Source organism: Streptomyces sp. NPDC054047 (assembly GCF_055585065.1).
This window is the reverse complement of record NZ_JBVJKV010000001.1, coordinates 719,016-738,948: the sequence shown is the minus strand read 5'-3', so window position 1 is coordinate 738,948 and position 19,933 is coordinate 719,016. Positions and strand designations below refer to the sequence as shown.

Below are 19,933 nucleotides of genomic sequence, written 5' to 3'. Positions count from 1 at the left end.
CTACAGGTGCTACACGGGCCAACGGTGCTAAAGGTGCGAGCACCGCACGGCCACGGCCACGGCCTAGGCGTCGCCGCCGGCAGCGCCCGGGTCGGCCGCCGTCACGTCGAGCAGCTGGTAGCGGTCGATGGCCTGCTTCAGTACGGAGCGGTCGAGCTTGCCCTCGCGGGCCAGCTCGGTCAGCACGCCGACCACGATCGACTGCGCGTCGATGTGGAAGAAGCGGCGGGCCGCACCGCGGGTGTCCGCGAAGCCGAAGCCGTCGGCGCCCAGGGACTGGTACGTCCCGGGGACCCAGCGGGAGATCTGGTCGGGGACGCTCCGCATCCAGTCGGAGACGGCCACGAACGGGCCCTCCGCGCCGGACAGCTTCTGCGTCACGTACGGGGTGCGCTGCTCCTCCTCGGGGTGCAGGAGGTTGTGGCGCTCCACGTCGACCGCCTCGCGGCGCAGTTCGTTCCAGGAGGTCGCCGACCAGACGTCCGCCTTGACGTTCCACTCCGCGGCGAGGATCTGCTGGGCCTCGACCGCCCACGGGACCGCGACACCGGAGGCGAGGATCTGCGCCGGGATGGCGCCCTGCTCGCCCGCCTTGAAGCGGTAGATGCCCTTGAGGATGCCGTCGACGTCCACATCGGCGGGCTCGGCCGGGTGCTGGATCGGCTCGTTGTAGACGGTGAGGTAGTAGAAGATGTCCTCACTGTCGGGGCCGTACATCCGGCGCAGGCCGTCCTTGACGATGTGCGCGATCTCGTAACCGAAGGCGGGGTCGTAGGCGACGCAGCCGGGGTTGGTCGAGGCGAGCAGCTGCGAGTGGCCGTCCGCGTGCTGGAGGCCCTCGCCGGTCAGCGTCGTGCGGCCCGCGGTGGCGCCGAGGACGAAGCCGCGGGCCAGCTGGTCGGCCATCTGCCAGAACTGGTCGCCGGTGCGCTGGAAACCGAACATCGAGTAGAAGACGTACACGGGGATCAGCGGTTCGCCGTGGGTGGCGTAGGCCGAGCCAGCGGCGATCAGTGAGGCCGTGCAGCCGGCCTCCGAGATGCCGTCGTGCAGCATCTGGCCGGTCGGGGACTCCTTGTAGGCGAGGAGCAGCTCGCGGTCGACCGCCTCGTACTGCTGGCCGAGCGGGTTGTAGATCTTCGCGCTCGGGAAGAAGGCGTCCATGCCGAAGGTGCGGTACTCGTCGGGGGCGATCAGCACGAAGCGCTTGCCGATCTCCTTGTCCCGCATGAGGTCCTTCAGGATGCGGACGAACGCCATGGTGGTGGCGATCGACTGCTGGCCCGAACCCTTCTTCGCGGTCGCGTACGTCTTGTCCTCGGGAAGCTGGAGGGGCTTCGCGCGGACGACGCGGGTGGGGACGTAACCGCCGAGGCCCTGGCGGCGGTCGTGCATGTACTGGATCTCTTCCGAGTCACGGCCCGGGTGGTAGTACGGCGGGGCGCCGCCCTCCAGCTCCTTGTCCGTGATCGGGATGTGCAGGCGGTCGCGGAAGCCCTTGAGGTCGTCGGCCGTCAGCTTCTTCATCTGGTGCGTGGCGTTGCGGCCCTCGAAGTTCGGGCCGAGCGTCCAGCCCTTGACCGTCTGCGCCAGGATCACGGTCGGCTGGCCCTTGTGGGCCTTGGCCGCCGCGTACGCCGCGTAGACCTTCTTGTGGTCGTGGCCGCCGCGGCCCAGGTGCAGGATCTGCTCGTCGGTCATGTTCTCGACCATGGAGCGCAGGCGGTGGTCGTCGCCGAAGAAGTGCTCGCGGATGTACGAGCCGGTCTCGGTGGCGTACGTCTGGAACTGGCCGTCGGGCGTGGTGTTGAGCCGGTTGACCAGGACGCCGTCGCGGTCCTGGGCGAGCAGCGGGTCCCAACTCCGGTCCCAGACGAGCTTGATGACGTTCCAGCCGGCGCCGCGGAACTGCGACTCGAGTTCCTGGATGATCTTGCCGTTGCCGCGCACCGGGCCGTCGAGGCGCTGGAGGTTGCAGTTGACGACGAAGGTCAGGTTGTCCAGGCCCTCGCGGGCGGCGATGGAGAGCTGGCCGAGCGACTCGGGCTCGTCCATCTCGCCGTCGCCGAGGTAGGCCCAGACGTGGGACTTGGAGGTGTCGGCGATGCCGCGCGCCTCCATGTAGCGGTTCATCCGCGCCTGGAAGATCGCGCCGAGCGGGCCGAGGCCCATGGAGACGGTCGGGAACTCCCAGAAGTCCGGCATCAGACGCGGGTGCGGGTAGGACGAGAGGCCGTTCGGGGCCTTCGACTTCTCCTGGCGGAACGCGTCGAGCTGCTGTTCGGAGAGCCGGTCGAGGAGGAACGCGCGGGCGTAGATGCCGGGGGACGCGTGCCCCTGGAAGAAGATCTGGTCGCCGCCGTCGCCCTCGTCCTTGCCGCGGAAGAAGTGGTTGAAGCCCACGTCGTAGAGCGAGGCCGATGAGGCGAAGGTGGCGATGTGACCGCCGACCCCGATGCCGGGGCGCTGGGCGCGCGAGACCATCACCGCGGCGTTCCAGCGGGTGGCGTTCAGGACCTTGCGCTCGATCTCCTCGTTGCCGGGGAAGAAGGGCTCGTCCTTGGTGGCGATCGTGTTGACGTAGTCCGTGCTGCGCATCTCGGGCACGGCGACGCGCTTTTCGCGCGCGCGTTCGATGAGTCGGAGCATCAGGTAGCGGGCCCGCTCGCGGCCGCGTTCGTCGACCGCGGCATCGAGGGAGTCGAGCCACTCCTGGGTCTCTTCGGGATCGAAGTCCGGGACCTGACTCGGCAGGCCGCCAATGATGATCGGGTTGCGATCGGATCCGGAAGCCACGCTGTTCCTTCGCTGTTGGGGCTTTCGCCTGGGTTCTGCCTGGCTGTGAGACGTTCCCCATCGTGTACCGCGTGGGCGGAATCGTCATCTCTACTGAGAGGTAACCGAGGCCTCCGCCCGGCGGCCCTGGGGTAGGCTCGACCAAATCGCAACGATACGCCCATCCTGCCTAGCCGGTTCGTAAGGCCGTTCGGACCTCAGTTCCGATCGGCTTCGTGCGAGCGAAGTGCGGGCGGAGAAGGATCTGGCAGGTGGGCCTTCTGTTGCGGCGACACGGCCGGGAACGTCACCGTTTCAGCGGTCTTGACGGCCGGGTACTTGCGCGATCCGGTCCGCCCGTGTGGACTACCGCCAATGTCCCGCGCACGCGCGTGGGTGAAGGCATTCCCGAAAACATGATCAGGAGGCAAGCCGTGAGCGCGACCGCGGACCACGCGGAGGAGCGGACCAACCCTGCCGCGAGGCTGGGTTTCCAGCCCGAGCAGGTGGTCCAGGAGATCGGCTACGACGACGATGTCGATCAGGAGCTCCGCGAGGCCATTGAAGGGGTGATCGGCAGCGAGCTCGTCGATGAGGACTACGACGACACTGCTGACGCTGTAGTGCTGTGGTTCCGCGAGGACGACGGCGACCTGACGGATGCGCTGGTAGACGCCACCCAGCTGATCGAAGAGGGCGGCGACCTCTGGCTGATGACGCCGAAGACGGGCCGTGACGGCTACGTCGAGGCGAGCGACATCAACGAAGCAGCCCAGACCGCAGGCCTCGCTCAGACCAAGAGCATCAGCGCGGGCAAGGACTGGACGGGCAGCCGTCTGGTCACGCCGAAGGCGGCAGCCAAGAAGCGGTGAAGCTGCCGCTCAGGCAGCAGGAAGTCGACTGAGCCAATCGCTGTGAGCCCCCACCGACGTATGCCGGTGGGGGCTCATGCGTGTGCGCGGGGCGCGGGACGAGGGCCGCGACCGCGGGGGAAGTGCCCGCCCTGCGGGGTGATCGGACGAAACGCCCGTTGCGTAGGGTGGTCATCACCCGAACAGCCCCATCGAAGGGATGCGAACTCATGGCGCTCGCTGGAATCGCGACCGGCACCAAGGCCCCGGACTTCGAGCTGAAGGACAACCACGGCAGGACCGTGAAGCTTTCGGACTTCCGCGGCGAGAAGAACGTGGTGCTGCTCTTCTACCCGTTCGCGTTCACCGGTGTGTGCACGGGCGAGCTCTGCGCGCTGCGCGACGAACTGCCGAAGTTCGTCAACGACGACACGCAGCTGCTCGCGGTCTCGAACGACTCCATCCACACCCTGCGCGTCTTCGCCGAGCAGGAGGGCCTCGAGTACCCGCTGCTCTCCGATTTCTGGCCGCACGGCGAGGCGTCGCGCGCGTACGGGGTCTTCGATGAGGAGAAGGGCTGTGCGGTGCGCGGCACGTTCATCATCGACAAGGAGGGCGTGGTGCGCTGGACTGTCGTCAACGGCCTGCCGGACGCCCGCGACCTCGACGAGTACGTCAAGGCGCTCGACACCCTGTGATTCCTCAGGGGTGACACCCTGTGATTCTTCAGGTGCAGAGCCTGTGGCGGCCGGGAACCGGTCACTAGGATCCACTCGTTGATCCGATGGCAAAGCATGACTGGGGCTCCCCGCCCCTGGACATCAATTTGGGAGGACCTGTGGGAGTCAGCCTCAGCAAGGGCGGCAACGTATCGCTGAGCAAGGAGGCCCCCGGCCTGACCGCGGTTCTGGTCGGCCTGGGCTGGGATGTCCGTACCACCACCGGTACGGACTTCGACCTCGACGCCAGCGCCATCCTGACCAACGCCGAGGGCAAGGTCAGCAGCGACGGCAACTTCGTGTTCTTCAACAACCTGAAGAGCCCGGACGGATCCGTCGAGCACACCGGTGACAACACCACCGGTGAGGGCGAGGGCGACGACGAGGCGATCAAGGTCAACCTGGCGACGGTTCCGGCCGACGTGGACAAGATCGTCTTCCCGGTCTCGATCTACGACGCCGAGACCCGCCAGCAGTCGTTCGGCCAGGTCCGCAACGCGTTCATCCGCGTCGTGAACCAGGCGGGCGGCGCGGAGATCGCGCGGTACGACCTCTCCGAGGACGCATCGACGGAGACGGCGATGGTCTTCGGCGAGCTGTACCGCAACGGAGCGGAGTGGAAGTTCCGCGCCGTCGGCCAGGGTTACGCCTCGGGCCTGCGCGGCATCGCGCAGGACTTCGGCGTCAACGTCTGAGCCGAGTAACGCCCTCCGCCTTGTCGTCCGGCGCCGCACACCACGAGTGCGGCGCCGGACGCGCTCAAAACTCTTGCTCCCAGGCCCGGCCCCGATCGTCGGAGCCGGTGGGAGCCCAGGGAATTCTTGCTCTCGAACCACGGGGAGGACCACATCATGGGCGTCACGCTCGCCAAGGGAGGCAATGTCTCCCTCTCCAAGGCCGCACCGAACCTCACACAGGTCCTGATCGGCCTCGGCTGGGACGCGCGCTCCACCACCGGAGCACCCTTCGACCTCGACGCCAGCGCGCTGATGTGCAACTCGGGCCGGGTCATCGGCGACGAGTGGTTCGTGTTCTACAACAACCTCAAGAGTCCGGACGGCTCTGTCGAACACACCGGCGACAACCTCACGGGTGAGGGTGACGGGGACGACGAGTCGCTCCTGATCGACCTCTCCAAGGTTCCCGCCAACTGCGACAAGATCGTCTTCCCTGTCTCGATCCATGACGCGGACAACCGCGGCCAGACGTTCGGCCAGGTCAGCAACGCTTTCATTCGCGTGGTCAACCAAGCCGACCACCAGGAGCTCGCGCGCTACGACCTCTCCGAGGACGCCTCCACGGAGACCGCGATGATCTTCGGTGAGGTCTACCGTTACGGCGGCGAGTGGAAGTTCCGTGCCGTTGGGCAGGGGTACGCGTCAGGTCTGCGGGGCATCGCTCTAGACTTCGGGGTCAATGTTTCGTAAAGCCGGGGACCGGCGCGGGGGAGACCGCTAATGGGAGCCCGTACACACACGATTGGGTAGCCAGTGCTTCTGAAAACCTTCGGCTGGTCGTTCGCGGTTACCGCGCTCGGCCTGGTCGCGGCGGTGTTCTACGGGGGGTGGACAGGTTTCGGGATCGTAGCGATCTTGTCCATCCTCGAGATCTCGCTGTCCTTCGACAACGCGGTGGTCAACGCCGGAATCCTGAAGAAGATGAGTGCCTTCTGGCAGAAGATCTTCCTCACCATCGGTGTGCTGATCGCCGTCTTCGGCATGCGGCTCGTGTTCCCCGTCGCGATCGTGGCCATCAGCGCCAAGATCGGCCCGATCGAGGCTGTGCGTCTCGCGCTCAACGACAAGGACAAGTACCAGCAGCTGGTGACCGACGCTCACCCGTCGATCGCCGCGTTCGGTGGCATGTTCCTGTTGATGATCTTCCTCGACTTCATTTTCGAGGACCGTGACATCAAATGGCTCGGCTGGCTCGAGCGCCCCCTCGCCAAGCTCGGCAAGATCGACATGCTGTCGGCCTGCGTCGCCCTCATCGTGCTCATGATCTCCGCGATGACCGTCGCCACCCAGGCCCACCAGCACGGCGGCACACACGTCGACAAGGCGGAGACGGTGCTGCTCTCCGGTGTCGCCGGACTCATCACCTACATGGTCGTGGGCGGCCTCTCCGGCTTCTTCGAGAACAAACTCGAGGAAGAGGAGGAGCGCGAGCACGAGCAGGAGGAAGAGGCCAAGAGGAGCGGCAAGAAGGTTCCTGCCGTCGTCATGGCCGGCAAGGCCGCGTTCTTCATGTTCCTCTACCTCGAGGTCCTGGACGCGTCGTTCTCCTTCGACGGCGTCATCGGCGCCTTCGCCATCACGAACGACATCGTCCTGATGGCGCTCGGCCTCGGCATCGGCGCGATGTACGTCCGGTCGCTCACCGTCTACCTGGTCCGCCAGGGCACCCTCGACGACTACGTCTACCTGGAGCACGGCGCGCACTACGCGATCGGCGCCCTCGCCGCGATCCTGCTCATCACGATCCAGTACGAGATCCACGAGGTCATCACCGGCCTCGTCGGTGTCATTCTGATCGCCTGGTCCTTCATCTCCTCCGTCATGCGCAACAAGCGCATCGCGGCCGAGGAGGGCAAGGGCTCGGGCTCGGACGAGAAGACCGAGGTTCCTTCCGGCGTCTGACGCAGGGTCCGACCCGTCCCCGGTGTGTGACCCGGGGCCGAGTGAGGAACGCTTCTGAACGGGGCGGCCATCGAGGACGAGTCCTCCTGGCCGCCCCGTGGCATTCGTAACGGGCCCATGGGGCTCCGGTATTTATTGGGGGCGGCGATGTCCTTCTGGGACGGTCTTTGGCGTGGGCGCACGATGGACTACGAGTCGGGCAGCGCCGCGACCAACTCCATCGAACTCACCAAGCGGCACCCGACGGTCTCGCTCAACAAACAGGGCGCGGCCACCGGCAACCTCCGGGTCAACCTCTCCTGGCAGATGCGTACGTCCGACATCCTCGGCAAGCGCCAGGGCGGCAGCCTGCTGCGGCACCCCCTGCGGATGTTCCAGCCCGACGTGGTGCAGGCGCACACCCAGGGCGTGGTCAACGTCGACCTCGACCTCGGCTGCCTGTACGAGACGACGGACGGCGCCAAGGGCGTCGTACAGCCGCTCGGCAGCTTTTTCGGGAGCCTGAACGTCGCGCCGTACGTGAAGCTCAGCGGCGACGACCGGTTCGGTTCGCCGTCCGGCGAGACGATCTACGTGAACCTCGACCACCGCGAGTCGATCAAGCGGCTGCTGTTCTTCGCGTACATCTACGACCAGACGCCGGCCTTCGACCGCACGCACGCCAAGGTGACGCTCTATCCCAGCAACGGCCCGCGAATCGAGATCGATCTGGACGAGCGCCAGCCGCAGGCCCGCTCCTGCGCCATCTTCACGCTGGAGAACGTCAAGGACGAGCTGATAGTCCGCCGCGAGGTGAAGTTCGTGTACGGCTTCCAGGCCGAGCTCGACCGGCTGTACGGCTGGGGGCTCCAGTGGGGCCGTGGCTACAAGTCGAAGGTGGGCGGCGCCTGAACGGCACCGCGCGGCCCCATCGCCCCGGGCTCAGCGCGCGCTCGGCCCCTGAGGGGTCCCCAGAGGCCTCGGAGCTCTCAGCGCCCTCGGAGCTCTCAGCGTGCGAGGAACTGCGGGCCCTGGGGCGGCAGCCGGAAGTTCGGGTCGGGCATCGGGGCCACGGGCTGCGGATAGCCGTACGAGGGCTGCGGGACGGGCGCCGCATGGGCCGGCGCGTGCTGCGGATAGCCGTAGGAGGGCTGCGGGACGGGCGCCGCATGGGCCGGCGCGTGCTGCGGATAGCCGTAGGAGGGCTGCGGGGCCGGCTGGTGGCGCGGGGGCGTCGGAGGGTAGCCGTACGAAGGCTGCGGGGCCGGTGCGGGGAAGGGCTGCGGGGCCGGGGCCTGGGGAGCCGGAGCCTGCGTGGCCGGCAGCGGCTGACGCTGGGGATGGGGCTGCGGGAGCGAGGCCTCGGTCGTCGGCTCGGGCACCGCCTCCGACTCGTCCACGGAGATGCCGAAGTCGCCGGCGAGACCCTCCAGGCCGTTCAGATAGCCCTCGCCCAGGGCGCGGAACTTCCAGACGTCGCCGCGGCGGTAGAGCTCGCCGCAGATCAGGGCGGTCTCCTCGCCCGTCTGCGGGGTGATGTCGAAGTACGCAAGCGGTTCGGCCTCGCCCGCCGCCGCGTCGTACAGCAGGATGCGCAGCGCGGGTACGTGCTCGAAGGCGGTGTTCTCGGCGGAGGCGACGAGCAGGACGCGGCTCACGGCCGGATCCAGGCCCGCCAGGTCCGTCTGGACCGTGTCGGTCAGGCCCTGGGCGACGCGCTTCTTGCCGAGCCGCCAGACCTTGCCGGACGGATGGCGTGGCTGGTTGTAGAAGACGAAGTCCTCGTCGGACCGCACGCGGCCGTCGGCGCCGAGCAGCAGCGCCGACGCGTCGACGTCCGGAACGCCCTGGCCAGGGGTCCAGCGCAGCACCGCGCGGACGGCCGTGGCTTCGAGCGGGACGTTCGACCCCTTCAACATCGCGTGCGTCATGCGGTCATCCTGCCTTCCCGGCCCCGGACGGGACAACGCGGGGGTGACGGTGTGTGGCCGGTGTGTCTGACATGGCCGGGTTACCTGAATTTCATGCCCATGGGGAACCCTTGACACCCGTCCCTACGTACTATTACCGGCCACATCACGTCGGGCCGCGCCGACGAGTACAGGGGAAATCATGCGTCATTTCGGGCATATAGCCCCAGAGGTGCGACAGCGTCTCTTCCATCGGGAGCCGTGCGCCTTCACCGCGGACTCCTCCCCGCGCCTGCTCGCCGCAGCCCTCGGGGCCACGCTCTACAGCCCTGCGACGCGCCCCCGCCTCGCCGACGACATCCTGAAACAGGCTGGGCGTGGCGTGATCTCGATGGTGCTCTGCCTGGAGGACTCCATCGACGACGCCGAGGTCATCGGCGCCGAGGAGAACCTGGTCAGACAGTTCGCCGACCTGGCCGAGCTGGCCGAGCGCGACGGCGTCGAGCCGCCGCTCCTGTTCATCCGGGTCAGGGCCCCCGAGCAGATACCCGACCTGGCGGCCCGTCTCGGACCCGGCATCCGCCTGTTGTCCGGATTCGTACTGCCCAAGTTCACCGAAGAGCGCGGCGTCGCCTTCCTGGAGGCGCTCGCCGTGGCGGAGGCCGCGAGCGGCCGACGGCTCTTCGCGATGCCCGTCCTCGAATCGCCCGAGCTGCTGCATCTGGAGAGCCGCTCGGAGACCCTCGCCGGCATCGCCCGCACCGTCGACAAGTACCGCGAGCGGGTGCTCGCGCTGCGGCTCGGCGTCACCGACTTCTGCTCGGCGTACGGACTGCGCAGGCCGCCGCACATGACCGCGTACGACGTCCACATCGTGGCCTCGGTCATCGCCGACGTGGTCAATCACCTCGGCAGGGCCGACGGCACGGGCTTCACCGTGACCGGACCCGTGTGGGAGTACTTCCGCGTCCAGGAGAGGATGTTCAAGCCGCAGCTGCGCCGGAGCCCCTTCCTGGAGGGCCGGGCGGAGGAGCTGCGGCAGGCGCTCATCGAGCACGACATCGACGGGCTGCTCCGCGAGATCGAGCTGGACCGGGCCAACGGCCTGCTCGGCAAGACCTGCATCCACCCCTCGCACGTCCTGCCCGTGCACGCGCTCTCGGTCGTCAGCCACGAGGAGTTCAGCGACGCCGAGGACATCCTGCGCCCGGACCGGGACGGCGGCGGGGTCATGCGCTCGGCGTACACGAACAAGATGAACGAGGTGAAGCCGCACCGCGCGTGGGCCGAGCGGACCCTCCAGCGCGCCGAGGTCTTCGGCGTCGCACGCGAGGACGTCGGCTTCGTGGAGCTGCTCACCGCCGGGCTCTCCGGCTGACCACCGCTTCACCGGGCTCCCCGGCCGACCGCCCGGGATCTCCGGGTGACCGCAAGCAACGCGAGGAACGTAAGGACTGTGCGAGGACTGTGAACGACGACGTGGTGTGGTCAGGGACGTGGGTCGCCGAGCGGCTCGGCGTGGAGTTGGCCGGGGACGCGGGGCTGAGCGATCTGCTCGGCCTCGCCCTGCGCCGCAACCCGAAGCGGGCGCACCTGCTGGTGTCGAACGTCCTCGGCAAGCACGTGCCGCAGCGGCCTTCCGTCGTGTACGCGGCCGGGCACGACCTCGGTGTCCGGGCGCGAGCGCTCCTGGGCGACGCGGAGGCCCGGCGCGCGGTCGTCCTCGGGTACGCGGAGACGGCGACCGGCCTCGGCCACTGCGTCGCGGACGGCATCGGCCTCGCGCCCTACCTCCACTCCACGCGCCGCCCGGTCGACGGGGTGCCCAGCGCGGGCGGCTTCGAGGAGTCCCACTCCCACGCCACCTCGCATCTGCTGCTCCCGGCTGACCCCCGCCTCCTGGCCGGTGACGGCCCGCTGGTCCTCGTCGACGACGAGTTCTCCACCGGCAACACGGTCCTCAACACCATCCGCGCGCTGCACGAGCTGTACCCGCGCGAGCGGTACGTCATCGTGGCGCTCGTCGACATGCGCTCCCCGCGGGACCAGGGCCGCCTGGCCGACTTCGCGCGGGAGATCGGCGCGCGGGTCGACCTGATCACGATGGCGTCCGGCACGGTGAGCCTGCCGGACGGCGTCCTGGAGAAGGGGCAGGCGCTGGTCGAGGAGTACGAGGCCACGGCGCTCCCCGCACCGCGCCGGGAGGCGGGCCCGGTCGCCCGGATCGACCTCGGCTGGCCCGCTGGAGTGCCGGACGGAGGGCGGCACGGCTTCGCGCCCGAGCACCGCGTGGCGCTCGACGCGGCGCTCCCGGGGATGGCGGACCGGCTCGCGGAAGCGCTGGCTCCGGGCCTCACGGCCTCCGGAGGCTCCGACACCGCCGCGCCGCCCCGCGTCCTCGTCCTCGGCTTCGAGGAGCTGATGTACGCGCCGCTGGCCCTCGGGGTGGCCCTGGAGGAGCGGCTGTCCGCCGGTGACGCGGGGGTGGACGTGCGGTACTCCACCACCACCCGCTCGCCCGTCCTCGCCGTCGACGACCCCGGCTACGCCATCCGCAGCCGCCTCGTCTTCCCCGCGCACGACGCTCCCGCCGACGGACCCGGCGAGCGGTACGCGTACAACGTCGCGGGCGGTGACTTCGCCGCGATCGTCATCGTGGTCGACTCCGTGGGCGACCGCCCCGAACTCCACGCCCCCGACGGCCTGTTGGCGCAGCTCGCCGCGCACACCCCGCAGGTGCTGCTCGCCACCGTGCCCTCGTACGTCCCCGAACAGACCCCCGCGCACGTCCCCGAAAGGCCCCCCATGCTGCCCGAGCCCCTCCGCGGCCCCGCCTTCTCCTCGTACGCGGCCGAAGACGTCGGCTGGCTGCTCCAGGACCTCTCGGACGTACGCCTGGAGGCGCCCACCGAGGAGCGCGAGGAGGCGATACAGAGCGGTGGCGCGCACTACGCCGAGTCGCTGCCCGTCGAGTACCAGCCGAGCCCGCAGTACCAAGAGCTGTTCCGCGCCGCGCTCGGCACCTCCGCCGCCCGCATCGCGCAGGCCGTCGGCACCGTCACCGAGACCGTGCTCGCCGAGCTCCCCCACAGCCGAAAGCGCGGGGGTACCCCCACCCCCCGCCCCGTCCTCGTCTCGCTGGCCCGCGCGGGCACGCCCGTCGGCGTCCTGATGCGGCGCTGGGCGCAGCACCGGCACGGCCTCGACCTGCCGCACTACGCCGTGTCGATCGTGCGCGGCCGCGGCATCGACGCCAACGCGCTGCGGTGGCTTGCCGCCCACCACGACACGGCCGACATCGTCTTCGTCGACGGCTGGACGGGCAAGGGAGCGATCACGCGCGAACTCGCCGACGCGGTACGGGAGTTCGAGGAGTCCGGCGGCCCCGCCGGCTTCAACCCGGAGATCGCCGTGCTCGCCGACCCCGGCTCCTGCGTCCGCACCTACGGCACCCGCGAGGACTTCCTCATCCCCTCCGCCTGCCTCAACTCCACTGTCTCCGGCCTGATATCGCGCACCGTCCTGCGCGCGGACCTGGTCGGACCCGACGACTTCCACGGCGCGAAGTTCTACCGCGAACTCGCCGACGGTGACCTGTCCCTCGACTTCCTCGACGCCGTCGTGGCCCGCTTCGACGAGGTGGCCGACGCCGTGGACGCCCAGGTCAAGGAGCTGCTCTCGGCGGACAGGGCGCCGACCTGGGAGGGTTGGGCCGCCGTCGAGCGGATCAGCGAGGAGTACGGCATCCACGACGTGAACCTCGTCAAGCCGGGCGTCGGCGAGACGACACGCGTCCTCCTTCGCCGCGTCCCCTGGAAGATCCTGGCGCGCGCGGGGGCGGGGGCCGACCTCGACCACGTACGGCTCCTCGCGGAACAGCGCGGCGTGCCGGTCGAGGAAGTGGACGGACTCCCTTACACCTGCGTCGGTCTGATCCACCCCCGGTTCACCCGCGGAGCCACCGGCACGGACGGCAAGGCGGTGGCGTCCAAGTGAGCACCTCCCGTCCGGTCCTTGTCGCCAGCGACCTCGACCGCACCCTCATCTACTCCGCCGCCGCCCTCGGCCTGACCATGCCCGACGCCGAAGCGCCGCGCCTGCTCTGCGTCGAGGTGTACGAGAGCAAGCCGCTGTCGTACGTCACCGAGACCGCCGCCGGACTCCTGGACGAGGTGGGCCGCGGCACGGTCTTCGTGCCGACGACCACGCGTACGCGCGAGCAGTACGGCCGCATCCATCTGCCGGGCCCCGCGCCGGAGTTCGCCATCTGCGCCAACGGCGGGCACCTGCTGGTCGACGGGGTGTCCGACCCCGCGTGGCGGGCGGACGTCGACCGGCGGCTCGCCGCCGAGTGCGCCTCGCTCGCCGAGGTCCGCGCCCACCTGGTGCGCACCGCCGACCCGGCCTGGCTACTGAAGGAGCGGGTGGCCGAGGACCTCTTCGCCTATCTGGTCGTCGAGCGCTCCCTGCTGCCACAGGAGTGGGTCAAGGAGCTCGCCGTGTGGGCGGAGGGCCGCGGCTGGACCGTCTCGCTGCAGGGCCGCAAGATCTACGCGGTGCCGAAGCCGCTGACCAAGAGCGCGGCGGTGCGCGAGGTGGCCCGGCGTATCGACGCGGAGGAGATCCTCGCCGCCGGTGACTCGCTCCTCGACGCGGATCTGCTGCTCGCCGCCGATCGCTCGTGGCGGCCTGGCCACGGCGAGCTCGCCGACACGGGCTGGACGGCGCCGGGCCTGACGGTGCTGCCGGAGCGGGGCGTCGCGGCGGGGGAGGAGATTCTGCGGGGGTTCCTCGCGGCGGCGGCGCGTTGACCTTGGCGGCGCGTTGCTTTCGGCGGCCCTGGCGGCCCTGGAGGGCGCTGTCCGCAGGGCGTTGTGCCGAAGCCGCGCGCCCCGGGTGATCCGCTGCCGCTAGCCTTGGCCCATGCCCCGATACGAGTACCGCTGCCGTTCCTGTGGCGACACCTTTGAGCTGAGCCGCCCGATGGCCGAGTCCGCCGCCCCCGCGGCCTGCCCCGAAGGGCACGAGGACACGGTGAAGCTGCTGTCGACGGTGGCCGTCGGCGGGTCTTCCTCGGCGTCCGCTCCTTCCCCCGCCCCAGGTGGCGGCGGGGGAGGCGGCTGCTGCGGCGGAGGCTGCTGCGGGTAGCGGGGCAGCAGCTCAGGAAGGGGCACTACCCCTGGAGGGCTCTGTTCCGGGAGGGGCTCTACCGGACCACGGTCCCGGGCCCCTCTCCCAGCAGTCCGAGCTCGGCCCGCGTGGGCGCCCCTTCCCAGTCCCCGTGCGACGCGACGGCGAACGCCCCGGTCGTCACGGCCCGGTCGAGTCGTCCCGTCACGTCGTCCCCGTCGAGCAGCGCCGACAGGTACCCCGCGACGAACGCGTCCCCCGCGCCCACGGCGTCCACGGCCCGCACCGGGCGAGCGGGAGCGTAGAGCTCGCCGTCGGCGGTGTACGCGGTGGCCCCGTCGGCGCCGAGTTTGACCACGACCTCGCGGACGCCCTGCGCGAGGAGGGCCTTGGCCAGGGAGTGGGCTTCCCCGGCGGCCGTCGTCTCCGGGACGCACAGCGGCAGTTCGTCGTCCGACGCGATGACCACGTCGACGTACGGAATCCAGGAACGCATGACCGCGGCCGACTCCTCGTCGCTCCACAGCCGCGAGCGGAAGTTGACGTCGAGGCAGACCGTCGTGCGGTGCTCCCTGGCCAGTTCCAGGGCGCGGCGGCACGCGGCAAGGGCGGACGGGCCGAGCGCCGGGGTGATGCCGGTGAGATGCAGGACGCGGGGCGCGCCGGGAGCGGTGAAGGCACGCTCGACCGAGGCCGCCGTGAGGCGTGAACCGGCGGAACCCGCACGGTAGTAGTGCACGCGGGTCACCTCGGGCAGCCGCGGCTCGAAGAGGATCAGGCCCGTGGGCGCGTCCGGGTCGCGGGTCGCGCCGCTGACGTCGACGCCCTCGGCGCGCAGCGTGCGCAGGACCAGCTCGCCCGCCTCGTCGTCGCCGACCGCGCCCGCCCACCGCGTCGCGTGGCCGAGACGGGAGAGGCCGATGGCCACGTTCGACTCGGCGCCCGCGATGGACACGTCCATCGAACCGCCCAGCTTGAGCGGGCCGCTGCCGCGCAGGGCGACCATGGTCTCGCCCAGGGTGAGGACGTCGTCGGCGCTCCCTCGGGTCATGGCGCTCATCGACCGGCCTCCGTGACCGCCACGAACTCCGCCGCGCGCTTGCGCAGCGCGTCCAGGTCCCCGCCGTCCGCCGCGTCCCCGATGAGCGGGGAACCGACGCCCACGGCTACCGCGCCGAGCGCCAGGTACTCCTCGGCGGCGGGCGCGTCCACGCCGCCCACCGGTACGAAGGGCAGGTCGGGGAAGGGGGCCCGCAGCGCCTTGAGGTACGCGGGGCCGCCCATCGCCGCGGCGGGGAAGATCTTCAGGGCGGTCGCTCCCGCGGCGCTCGCCGCGATCACGTCGGTGGGGGTCAACACCCCGGCGGCGACGGGGAGTTCACGCCGCAGTGCCTCGTCCACCCCTGCCCCGAGGCCCGGCGTCACGATGAGGTTGGCCCCCGCGTCGGCGGCGCGCCGCGCGTCGTCCGCGGTGAGGACCGTGCCCGCGCCGAGCCAGGCCTCGTCGCCCAGTTCGGCGCGTGCCCGGCGCAGGACGCCCAGTGCGTCGGCGCCGCTGAGGGAGACCTCGACGAGCGGGACGCCGGACTCGACGAGCGCCATGACCGTCCGGAAGGAGGCCTCCGCGTAGGCGCCGCGCACGATGGCGACCAGACGCTGGGTCCGCAGGGCTGTGCTGAAGGCAGTGGTGAGGTCGTCCGACATGCCCCAAGGCTCGCACAGGGGGTTCAGCGTGGCTGCTCAGGGTGGTGGGCCCGGTCAGGGCGGTGGGCCTGCTCGGAGCGCTGGGCGTGCTGGGCGTGCTGAACCCCGCGCCCTCGGCCACGGCCGGCGTGCCGCACCTGCTCGGGGTGGCGTGCCTGCCAGTAGGGGTTGTCGTGCGGCAGGGCCGAGCCGACCCTCCCGTACATCCCGAAGATCATCAGCAGGACGCCCACCACAAAGCTGAACAGGACGTTCTGGATGCGGAAGGCGAGGAAGTTGAGGCCGGTGTCGAGCAGGGCGAGGTTCACGAAGCCGCTGAGGATGAAGGCGCAGCCCAGGACCATGTTGAGCGTCGAGGCGAAGTTGCCGCCGATCACCATGCCGACGAACAGGAGAAGGCCGACGCAGATCGACAGGACGCTGAGCGCGCCGTTCGTGTTCAGACCGGCGACGGTGTCGCCCCCGGTGTCGAAGAAGCCGACCTTGTCGATCAGGCCGAGGATGCCGAACGCGAGCAGGACCAGGCCCATGAGCCCCGCGCCGACGCGGTAGATCGTGCTGAGGCGGTGGTCGACGGGCAGGTGTTCGTTCAGCGTGACGCGCCGACGGGGCCGCTTCGCCCCTGGGTGAAGTACATGCGTGGCCATGTCCGCCTCCCTTGTGCGTGCGGGGGCCGCTTCTGTACGTCCGTAGTCCCAGGATCCGCCCGCGGGCCGCGGACCGCCAACAGGCGCGGTCGGAACCCGGGCGCCCCTTGGCCTCCGGCCTCTGAGCCGTCGTCCTCAGGCCCCCTGCCCCCGCTCCTCCCGGATCTGCGTGACCACGCGCGCCACCGCCTGCCGCACGGCCTCGGTCTCGGTCAGGAAGTGCCAGTAGTCCGGGTGGCGCCCCTCCAGGGAGGCCACCGCGCGGTCCAGGCGGGCGACGGACTCGTCGAGCGGGCGCGCGTGCCGCTGCTCCGGGGTCTGGCGCCCCGCCATGGCCAGGCGCTGGGCGTCGCGGATCGCGAAGCGAGTGCGCTCGATCTCGTGCTGGGGGTCCTTCGCCACCGCGTTGAGCCGCTGAAGCCGGTCGCCGGCGGCCGAGACCGCCTCGTCCGTCGAGTTCAGCAGGGCACGGACCGTCGAGAGCAGGGAGGTGGCGTCCGGCCAGCGCTGCTCCTCGCGCGCCTGCCGGGCCTCCTTCAGCTTGACCTCGGCCTGCCGCACGTTCTCCGCGGCCTGGTCCGGCACGCGCTGAAGGTCCTGCCAGCAGGCGACCGTGAAGCGCCGCCGCAGCTCGCTGAGGACCGGGTCGACCTGGCCGCTGCGGGTGGTGAGCGCCTGCGCGCGCGTGCGCAGCGTGACGAGGCGGCGGTCTATCTCGGCGGCGCGCTCGGGCAGCCGCTCGGCCTCGGCGCGGACGGCCTCGGCGTCCCGCAGGACGCGGTCGGCGCGCTGCAGCGTCTCCGGCACGCCGTGCTGGCCGGCTCCTTGGTTGAGCTTGGTCAGCTCGGGCCCGAGGGCGGCGAGGCGGGCCGCCAGGTCATCGGCCTTGAGCCCGGCGCCCCGCACGGCATCGAGGGCGTTGCTGGCGGCGAGCAGGGTCTGCCGGGCGCGCTCGACGGCCGGGGCGAGGCGGGCGAGCTGTGTCTCGGCCTTGTCGAGCAGTGGGCCGAGCCCCTGCTGGAAGCGGTCAAGGTCCTGCTTGGCCTTGTCCAGCTCGCCCTTGGCCTCGGTGAGCTCGGTGCGGGCGCGGGTGGCGACGGAGGCGTCGAGATCGTCACGGTCGAGGTCGTGCGCGTCCACCGCGCTGATGTACTGGTGGCTGGCCTCGTCGATCCGCCGCCCGATGGCCTCGAAGTCCGAGACCGCACGCTGCGCGGCGGGCGTGGAGTCGACGGCGACGATGGTCTCGATGGAGATCCGCAGATCCCGCTGGGCGGTGTCCAGCTCGTAGAAGGCCGCGGCCGCCGCGTCCTTGGCGGCCTGGGCGTCGGCCCGCACGCTCTCCCCGCGCCCGCCGAACCACCGCCGGGTGCCGCCGCCCGCGAAGGCGGCGGGGACGACGAGGGCGAGGAGGGGGAGGGGCAGGAGGGCGAGCGCCACCGCATCGCGGAGAGGCGTCCGGCGGCGCGGTCGAGGCCGGCGCTCCTGACTGCCCCGGTTCGCTCGGCTGTCCGGGCGGGGACGCGGCCGCACGCTCCCGCAGCGACGTACATGCTCGTCCGGATCCGGCACAACTGACTCACTCGACGTATCCGGTGTGTACGGCTGCGAAGGTGTCGCCGTCACTATCCCTCTCCCGTGCTGTCATCCGCCTTGCCCGGTGTCACATTCTCCCACCGGTTAATGACGAACACACGGGCCGGTTAGTTCGCGCTGCGCACCGTGACTTCGCCGTCTTCGCTGCGGGCGGACACCAGGTGCGGACTACCACTGTCGCGGGCCACGGAAACATCCACGGCCCCGCGGCGTCGACCGTTGCGTGGCCGGTCGTCGGAGTCGACGGCCACCGCTCCAGCAGCCTCCCCGTACGCGTTTGTCGGGCAGGGGCACAGGCAAGGTAGGCTGTCGAAACATCCCGGGCGCGTAGCTCAGTGGTAGAGCGCTGCCCTTACAAGGCAGATGTCGGCGGTTCGAAACCGTCCGCGCCCACCGGTACGAAGACCCCCGGCCGATCATGGCCGGGGGTCTTCGGCGTGTGGGACGGGGCGGGCCCTGGTGCCGCGGTCTGCTGGATCGATCGGGTGGTCGGCCAGAACCTCGGGGATCGCGGGGGAGTTGGGGAATGCGGTGAGGGCCGTGTGGTGTCCGCGGTGTGGATGCTTCCGGTGGGCGACCGTCGTGCCGCCGTTGGGCCCTGCCGGAAGGGATTCTTCTCGTGAAGATCGCCAAGGCTGCTGCTGGTGTCGTCGGTGTCGGGCTCGCTCTGGGGGCCGTTTCCCCCGCGTTCGCCGCGCCGCAGCCGCCCGCCGGTGGTGACCTGCAGATGCTCGACGCCGCCGGGAAGACGACGAAGGACCTGAAGAGCCCCCTCGGCGAGGTCGACGTCGACGCGTCAGCCGGTGAGCTGAGGGCGGAAGACCCCGAGGCCGCCACGGCCCAGGTGGGCAAGGCCGTGCAGGGGCCGGCCTCGATGATCGGGGGGCTCCCCGCGGGGGTGCCGATCGGCTGACCCGACAGGGGCGGTGCACTCCGTGTCACATGTCAGGGGTGCACCGCGGCGGGGCCGCCGCCAGCCGTTCCGCCGGCGGCGTCGCGTGCGCCGGGTGGCTTCACCGACGAGGCCCCGCCTCTTGAAGTAGTCGGCCGTCAGCTGTTGTTGGGCCGACCTGATGGCGCCGTCCGGCTCCGGGAACGTAACTGATGGCGTAGACACCGCCGTTGGCGAGGATGCCTCCGTACGGGCGACTGCGGCCCCTCGGCTCAGCCGTCCGGTCCCGAAGCGCTCAGCGGCCCGAACCCGACGCGCTCAGCCGTCCGAATCCGAAGCGCTCAGCGGCCCGAACCCGGATGCGTGCGGCGGTACCTGCGGTCCCAGCGCTCCTGACGTTCCTTGCGGATGCGGTAGTCCCGGTAGGTCTTGGGGAAGCCGCCTCCGCCGCCCCCACCGCCACCTCCGGCACCGGCGCCTCCGCCCGCGCCGCTCCCGCTGCTGCTGCTCTTGCCCGACCCTCCGCGGTCGTACTGCTGGACCATGAAGAAGACGAGCGCCGCCGCGGCCAGCCACAGAAGTGGCTGGCTGAAACCCAGGCCGACCAGTGCGATTAGCAGGACGACCAGCAGAACATTCATGGCAGCACCTCCTCGGCGTAGCTGGAGTCAACGCCCGCTGTCACCCGGTGTCAATGGATTTCTCGTGGATGTGTTTGAGCCGCGCGCGGGCCGTGACGGCGTCCGGGCCCGTCACCTGATCCCAGAAGCGATGACAGGTGACGAACACCGCCAACTCCCGTTCCCGGGCACGGAGTTTCTCCACCTCCGCCTGCTCGTCCGGGGTCCAGCCGGGGGAGGCGGGGCGCTCCACCTTGCGCCAGCCGTGGTCGTCGCTGAAGCCGTCCAGGGGCGTGACCGACCAGGGGAGCCGCTTCAGCAGGGCCAGGAGCTCGGCCCGGACCTGGTGCAGTTCCTCCTGGCCCGCGAGGAGGTCGTCAGGGAAGTCGTATGCAGGGGTTGCAGGCACGCGGTAATGGTACTCCTGTTCGAATTTCGGGAGCGAGAGCCACCACGCGTGATGTGGGGTGA

The 19,933-nt window shown here is 70.4% G+C and carries 19 protein-coding genes and 1 tRNA gene; 12 read left to right on the top strand and 8 right to left on the bottom strand.

What is annotated here, in order from left to right; all coding sequences use genetic code 11:
• Positions 1-63: 63 nt before the first annotated feature.
• Positions 64-2,796, bottom strand: a complete 2,733-nt coding sequence (aceE, locus tag ACZ6ZP_RS03420) for a pyruvate dehydrogenase (acetyl-transferring), homodimeric type (RefSeq protein WP_366462082.1) — start codon at positions 2,794-2,796, stop codon at positions 64-66.
• A gap of 413 nt (positions 2,797-3,209) precedes the next feature.
• Between aceE and ACZ6ZP_RS03415 the strand changes: the two genes are divergently transcribed.
• The 6 genes from ACZ6ZP_RS03415 (at position 3,210) to ACZ6ZP_RS03390 (ending at position 7,875) form a co-directional block, all read left to right on the top strand.
• Positions 3,210-3,647 (top strand): DUF3052 domain-containing protein, encoded by a 438-nt coding sequence (locus tag ACZ6ZP_RS03415; protein WP_249590132.1) that lies wholly within the window; start codon positions 3,210-3,212, stop codon positions 3,645-3,647.
• Between the two features lie 209 nt (positions 3,648-3,856).
• Positions 3,857-4,324 (top strand): peroxiredoxin, encoded by a 468-nt coding sequence (locus ACZ6ZP_RS03410; protein ID WP_351160022.1) that lies wholly within the window; start codon positions 3,857-3,859, stop codon positions 4,322-4,324.
• Positions 4,325-4,464: 140 nt separating this feature from the next.
• The gene (locus ACZ6ZP_RS03405; RefSeq protein WP_249593057.1) at positions 4,465-5,040 is read left to right on the top strand and encodes a TerD family protein; all 576 of its coding nucleotides are present in this window, start codon (positions 4,465-4,467) and stop codon (positions 5,038-5,040) included.
• Positions 5,041-5,196: 156 nt separating this feature from the next.
• Complete coding sequence (locus tag ACZ6ZP_RS03400; RefSeq protein WP_351160684.1) at positions 5,197-5,772, top strand: TerD family protein; 576 nt, start codon at positions 5,197-5,199, stop codon at positions 5,770-5,772.
• Between the two features lie 63 nt (positions 5,773-5,835).
• Positions 5,836-6,984, top strand: coding sequence for a DUF475 domain-containing protein (locus ACZ6ZP_RS03395; RefSeq protein ID WP_361462640.1), 1,149 nt, complete (start codon positions 5,836-5,838; stop codon positions 6,982-6,984).
• 147 nt (positions 6,985-7,131) lie between these two features.
• Positions 7,132-7,875: a TerD family protein gene (locus ACZ6ZP_RS03390; RefSeq protein ID WP_351160016.1), complete on the top strand. Its 744-nt coding sequence runs from the start codon at positions 7,132-7,134 to the stop codon at positions 7,873-7,875.
• 95 nt (positions 7,876-7,970) lie between these two features.
• On the opposite strand, the gene ACZ6ZP_RS03385 is transcribed toward ACZ6ZP_RS03390, so the two are convergent.
• Positions 7,971-8,894 carry a TerD family protein gene (locus tag ACZ6ZP_RS03385; protein ID WP_469405372.1) on the bottom strand — a complete coding sequence of 308 codons (924 nt, stop codon included), beginning with the start codon at positions 8,892-8,894 and terminating at the stop codon, positions 7,971-7,973.
• 181 nt (positions 8,895-9,075) lie between these two features.
• Between ACZ6ZP_RS03385 and ACZ6ZP_RS03380 the strand changes: the two genes are divergently transcribed.
• The 4 genes from ACZ6ZP_RS03380 to ACZ6ZP_RS03365 all read left to right on the top strand — a co-directional run bounded on the left by ACZ6ZP_RS03380 (position 9,076) and on the right by ACZ6ZP_RS03365 (position 14,021).
• Positions 9,076-10,251, top strand: coding sequence for an HpcH/HpaI aldolase/citrate lyase family protein (locus ACZ6ZP_RS03380; RefSeq protein WP_361462645.1), 1,176 nt, complete (start codon positions 9,076-9,078; stop codon positions 10,249-10,251).
• An 89-nt stretch (positions 10,252-10,340) separates the two neighbouring features.
• Positions 10,341-12,869: a phosphoribosyltransferase gene (locus tag ACZ6ZP_RS03375; RefSeq protein WP_469405368.1), complete on the top strand. Its 2,529-nt coding sequence runs from the start codon at positions 10,341-10,343 to the stop codon at positions 12,867-12,869.
• Entirely contained in the window at positions 12,866-13,684 is an 819-nt protein-coding gene (locus tag ACZ6ZP_RS03370; RefSeq protein ID WP_469405367.1) for an HAD family hydrolase, read from the top strand. The genes ACZ6ZP_RS03375 and ACZ6ZP_RS03370 overlap by 4 nt, the downstream gene beginning before the upstream one ends.
• 112 nt (positions 13,685-13,796) lie before the next feature.
• The gene (locus tag ACZ6ZP_RS03365) at positions 13,797-14,021 is read left to right on the top strand and encodes an FmdB family zinc ribbon protein (protein ID WP_351160004.1); all 225 of its coding nucleotides are present in this window, start codon (positions 13,797-13,799) and stop codon (positions 14,019-14,021) included.
• 58 nt (positions 14,022-14,079) lie between these two features.
• Here ACZ6ZP_RS03365 and ACZ6ZP_RS03360 read toward each other — a convergent pair whose 3' ends face one another.
• The 4 genes from ACZ6ZP_RS03360 to ACZ6ZP_RS03345 all read right to left on the bottom strand — a co-directional run bounded on the left by ACZ6ZP_RS03360 (position 14,080) and on the right by ACZ6ZP_RS03345 (position 17,794).
• Positions 14,080-15,063: a sugar kinase gene (locus ACZ6ZP_RS03360; RefSeq protein WP_351160001.1), complete on the bottom strand. Its 984-nt coding sequence runs from the start codon at positions 15,061-15,063 to the stop codon at positions 14,080-14,082.
• A complete protein-coding gene (locus tag ACZ6ZP_RS03355) occupies positions 15,060-15,707 on the bottom strand; it encodes a bifunctional 4-hydroxy-2-oxoglutarate aldolase/2-dehydro-3-deoxy-phosphogluconate aldolase (RefSeq protein ID WP_469405365.1) in 648 nt (215 codons plus the stop codon). Before ACZ6ZP_RS03355 ends, ACZ6ZP_RS03360 begins: the two co-directional genes overlap by 4 nt.
• Positions 15,708-15,730: 23 nt before the next feature.
• On the bottom strand, positions 15,731-16,354 hold the full coding sequence (locus tag ACZ6ZP_RS03350; RefSeq protein WP_469405364.1) for a DUF4383 domain-containing protein: 624 nt from the start codon (positions 16,352-16,354) through the stop codon (positions 15,731-15,733).
• A gap of 135 nt (positions 16,355-16,489) precedes the next feature.
• Entirely contained in the window at positions 16,490-17,794 is a 1,305-nt protein-coding gene (locus ACZ6ZP_RS03345) for a hypothetical protein (RefSeq protein WP_469405362.1), read from the bottom strand.
• Positions 17,795-18,271: 477 nt separating this feature from the next.
• Here ACZ6ZP_RS03345 and ACZ6ZP_RS03340 point away from each other — a divergent pair.
• A tRNA-Val gene (locus tag ACZ6ZP_RS03340) sits at positions 18,272-18,343 on the top strand.
• A 226-nt stretch (positions 18,344-18,569) separates the two neighbouring features.
• Positions 18,570-18,863 (top strand): hypothetical protein, encoded by a 294-nt coding sequence (locus ACZ6ZP_RS03335; RefSeq protein ID WP_351159989.1) that lies wholly within the window; start codon positions 18,570-18,572, stop codon positions 18,861-18,863.
• A gap of 320 nt (positions 18,864-19,183) precedes the next feature.
• Here ACZ6ZP_RS03335 and ACZ6ZP_RS03330 read toward each other — a convergent pair whose 3' ends face one another.
• Together ACZ6ZP_RS03330 and ACZ6ZP_RS03325 are read right to left on the bottom strand one after the other, a co-directional pair.
• The gene (locus ACZ6ZP_RS03330; protein ID WP_351159986.1) at positions 19,184-19,483 is read right to left on the bottom strand and encodes a hypothetical protein; all 300 of its coding nucleotides are present in this window, start codon (positions 19,481-19,483) and stop codon (positions 19,184-19,186) included.
• A 40-nt stretch (positions 19,484-19,523) separates the two neighbouring features.
• Entirely contained in the window at positions 19,524-19,871 is a 348-nt protein-coding gene (locus ACZ6ZP_RS03325) for a hypothetical protein (RefSeq protein WP_351159983.1), read from the bottom strand.
• Positions 19,872-19,933: the final 62 nt, after the last annotated feature.

Coding starts and splice junctions, on each gene's coding strand:
- ACZ6ZP_RS03410 (WP_351160022.1), top strand. CDS start 3,857: ATGGCGCTCGCTGGAATCGCGACCGGCACCAAGGCCCCGGACTTCGAG.
- ACZ6ZP_RS03350 (WP_469405364.1), bottom strand. CDS start 16,354: ATGGCCACGCATGTACTTCACCCAGGGGCGAAGCGGCCCCGTCGGCGC.
- ACZ6ZP_RS03360 (WP_351160001.1), bottom strand. CDS start 15,063: ATGAGCGCCATGACCCGAGGGAGCGCCGACGACGTCCTCACCCTGGGC.
- ACZ6ZP_RS03330 (WP_351159986.1), bottom strand. CDS start 19,483: ATGAATGTTCTGCTGGTCGTCCTGCTAATCGCACTGGTCGGCCTGGGT.
- ACZ6ZP_RS03365 (WP_351160004.1), top strand. CDS start 13,797: ATGCCCCGATACGAGTACCGCTGCCGTTCCTGTGGCGACACCTTTGAG.
- ACZ6ZP_RS03380 (WP_361462645.1), top strand. CDS start 9,076: ATGCGTCATTTCGGGCATATAGCCCCAGAGGTGCGACAGCGTCTCTTC.
- ACZ6ZP_RS03385 (WP_469405372.1), bottom strand. CDS start 8,894: ATGACGCACGCGATGTTGAAGGGGTCGAACGTCCCGCTCGAAGCCACG.
- ACZ6ZP_RS03400 (WP_351160684.1), top strand. CDS start 5,197: ATGGGCGTCACGCTCGCCAAGGGAGGCAATGTCTCCCTCTCCAAGGCC.
- ACZ6ZP_RS03355 (WP_469405365.1), bottom strand. CDS start 15,707: ATGTCGGACGACCTCACCACTGCCTTCAGCACAGCCCTGCGGACCCAG.
- ACZ6ZP_RS03390 (WP_351160016.1), top strand. CDS start 7,132: ATGTCCTTCTGGGACGGTCTTTGGCGTGGGCGCACGATGGACTACGAG.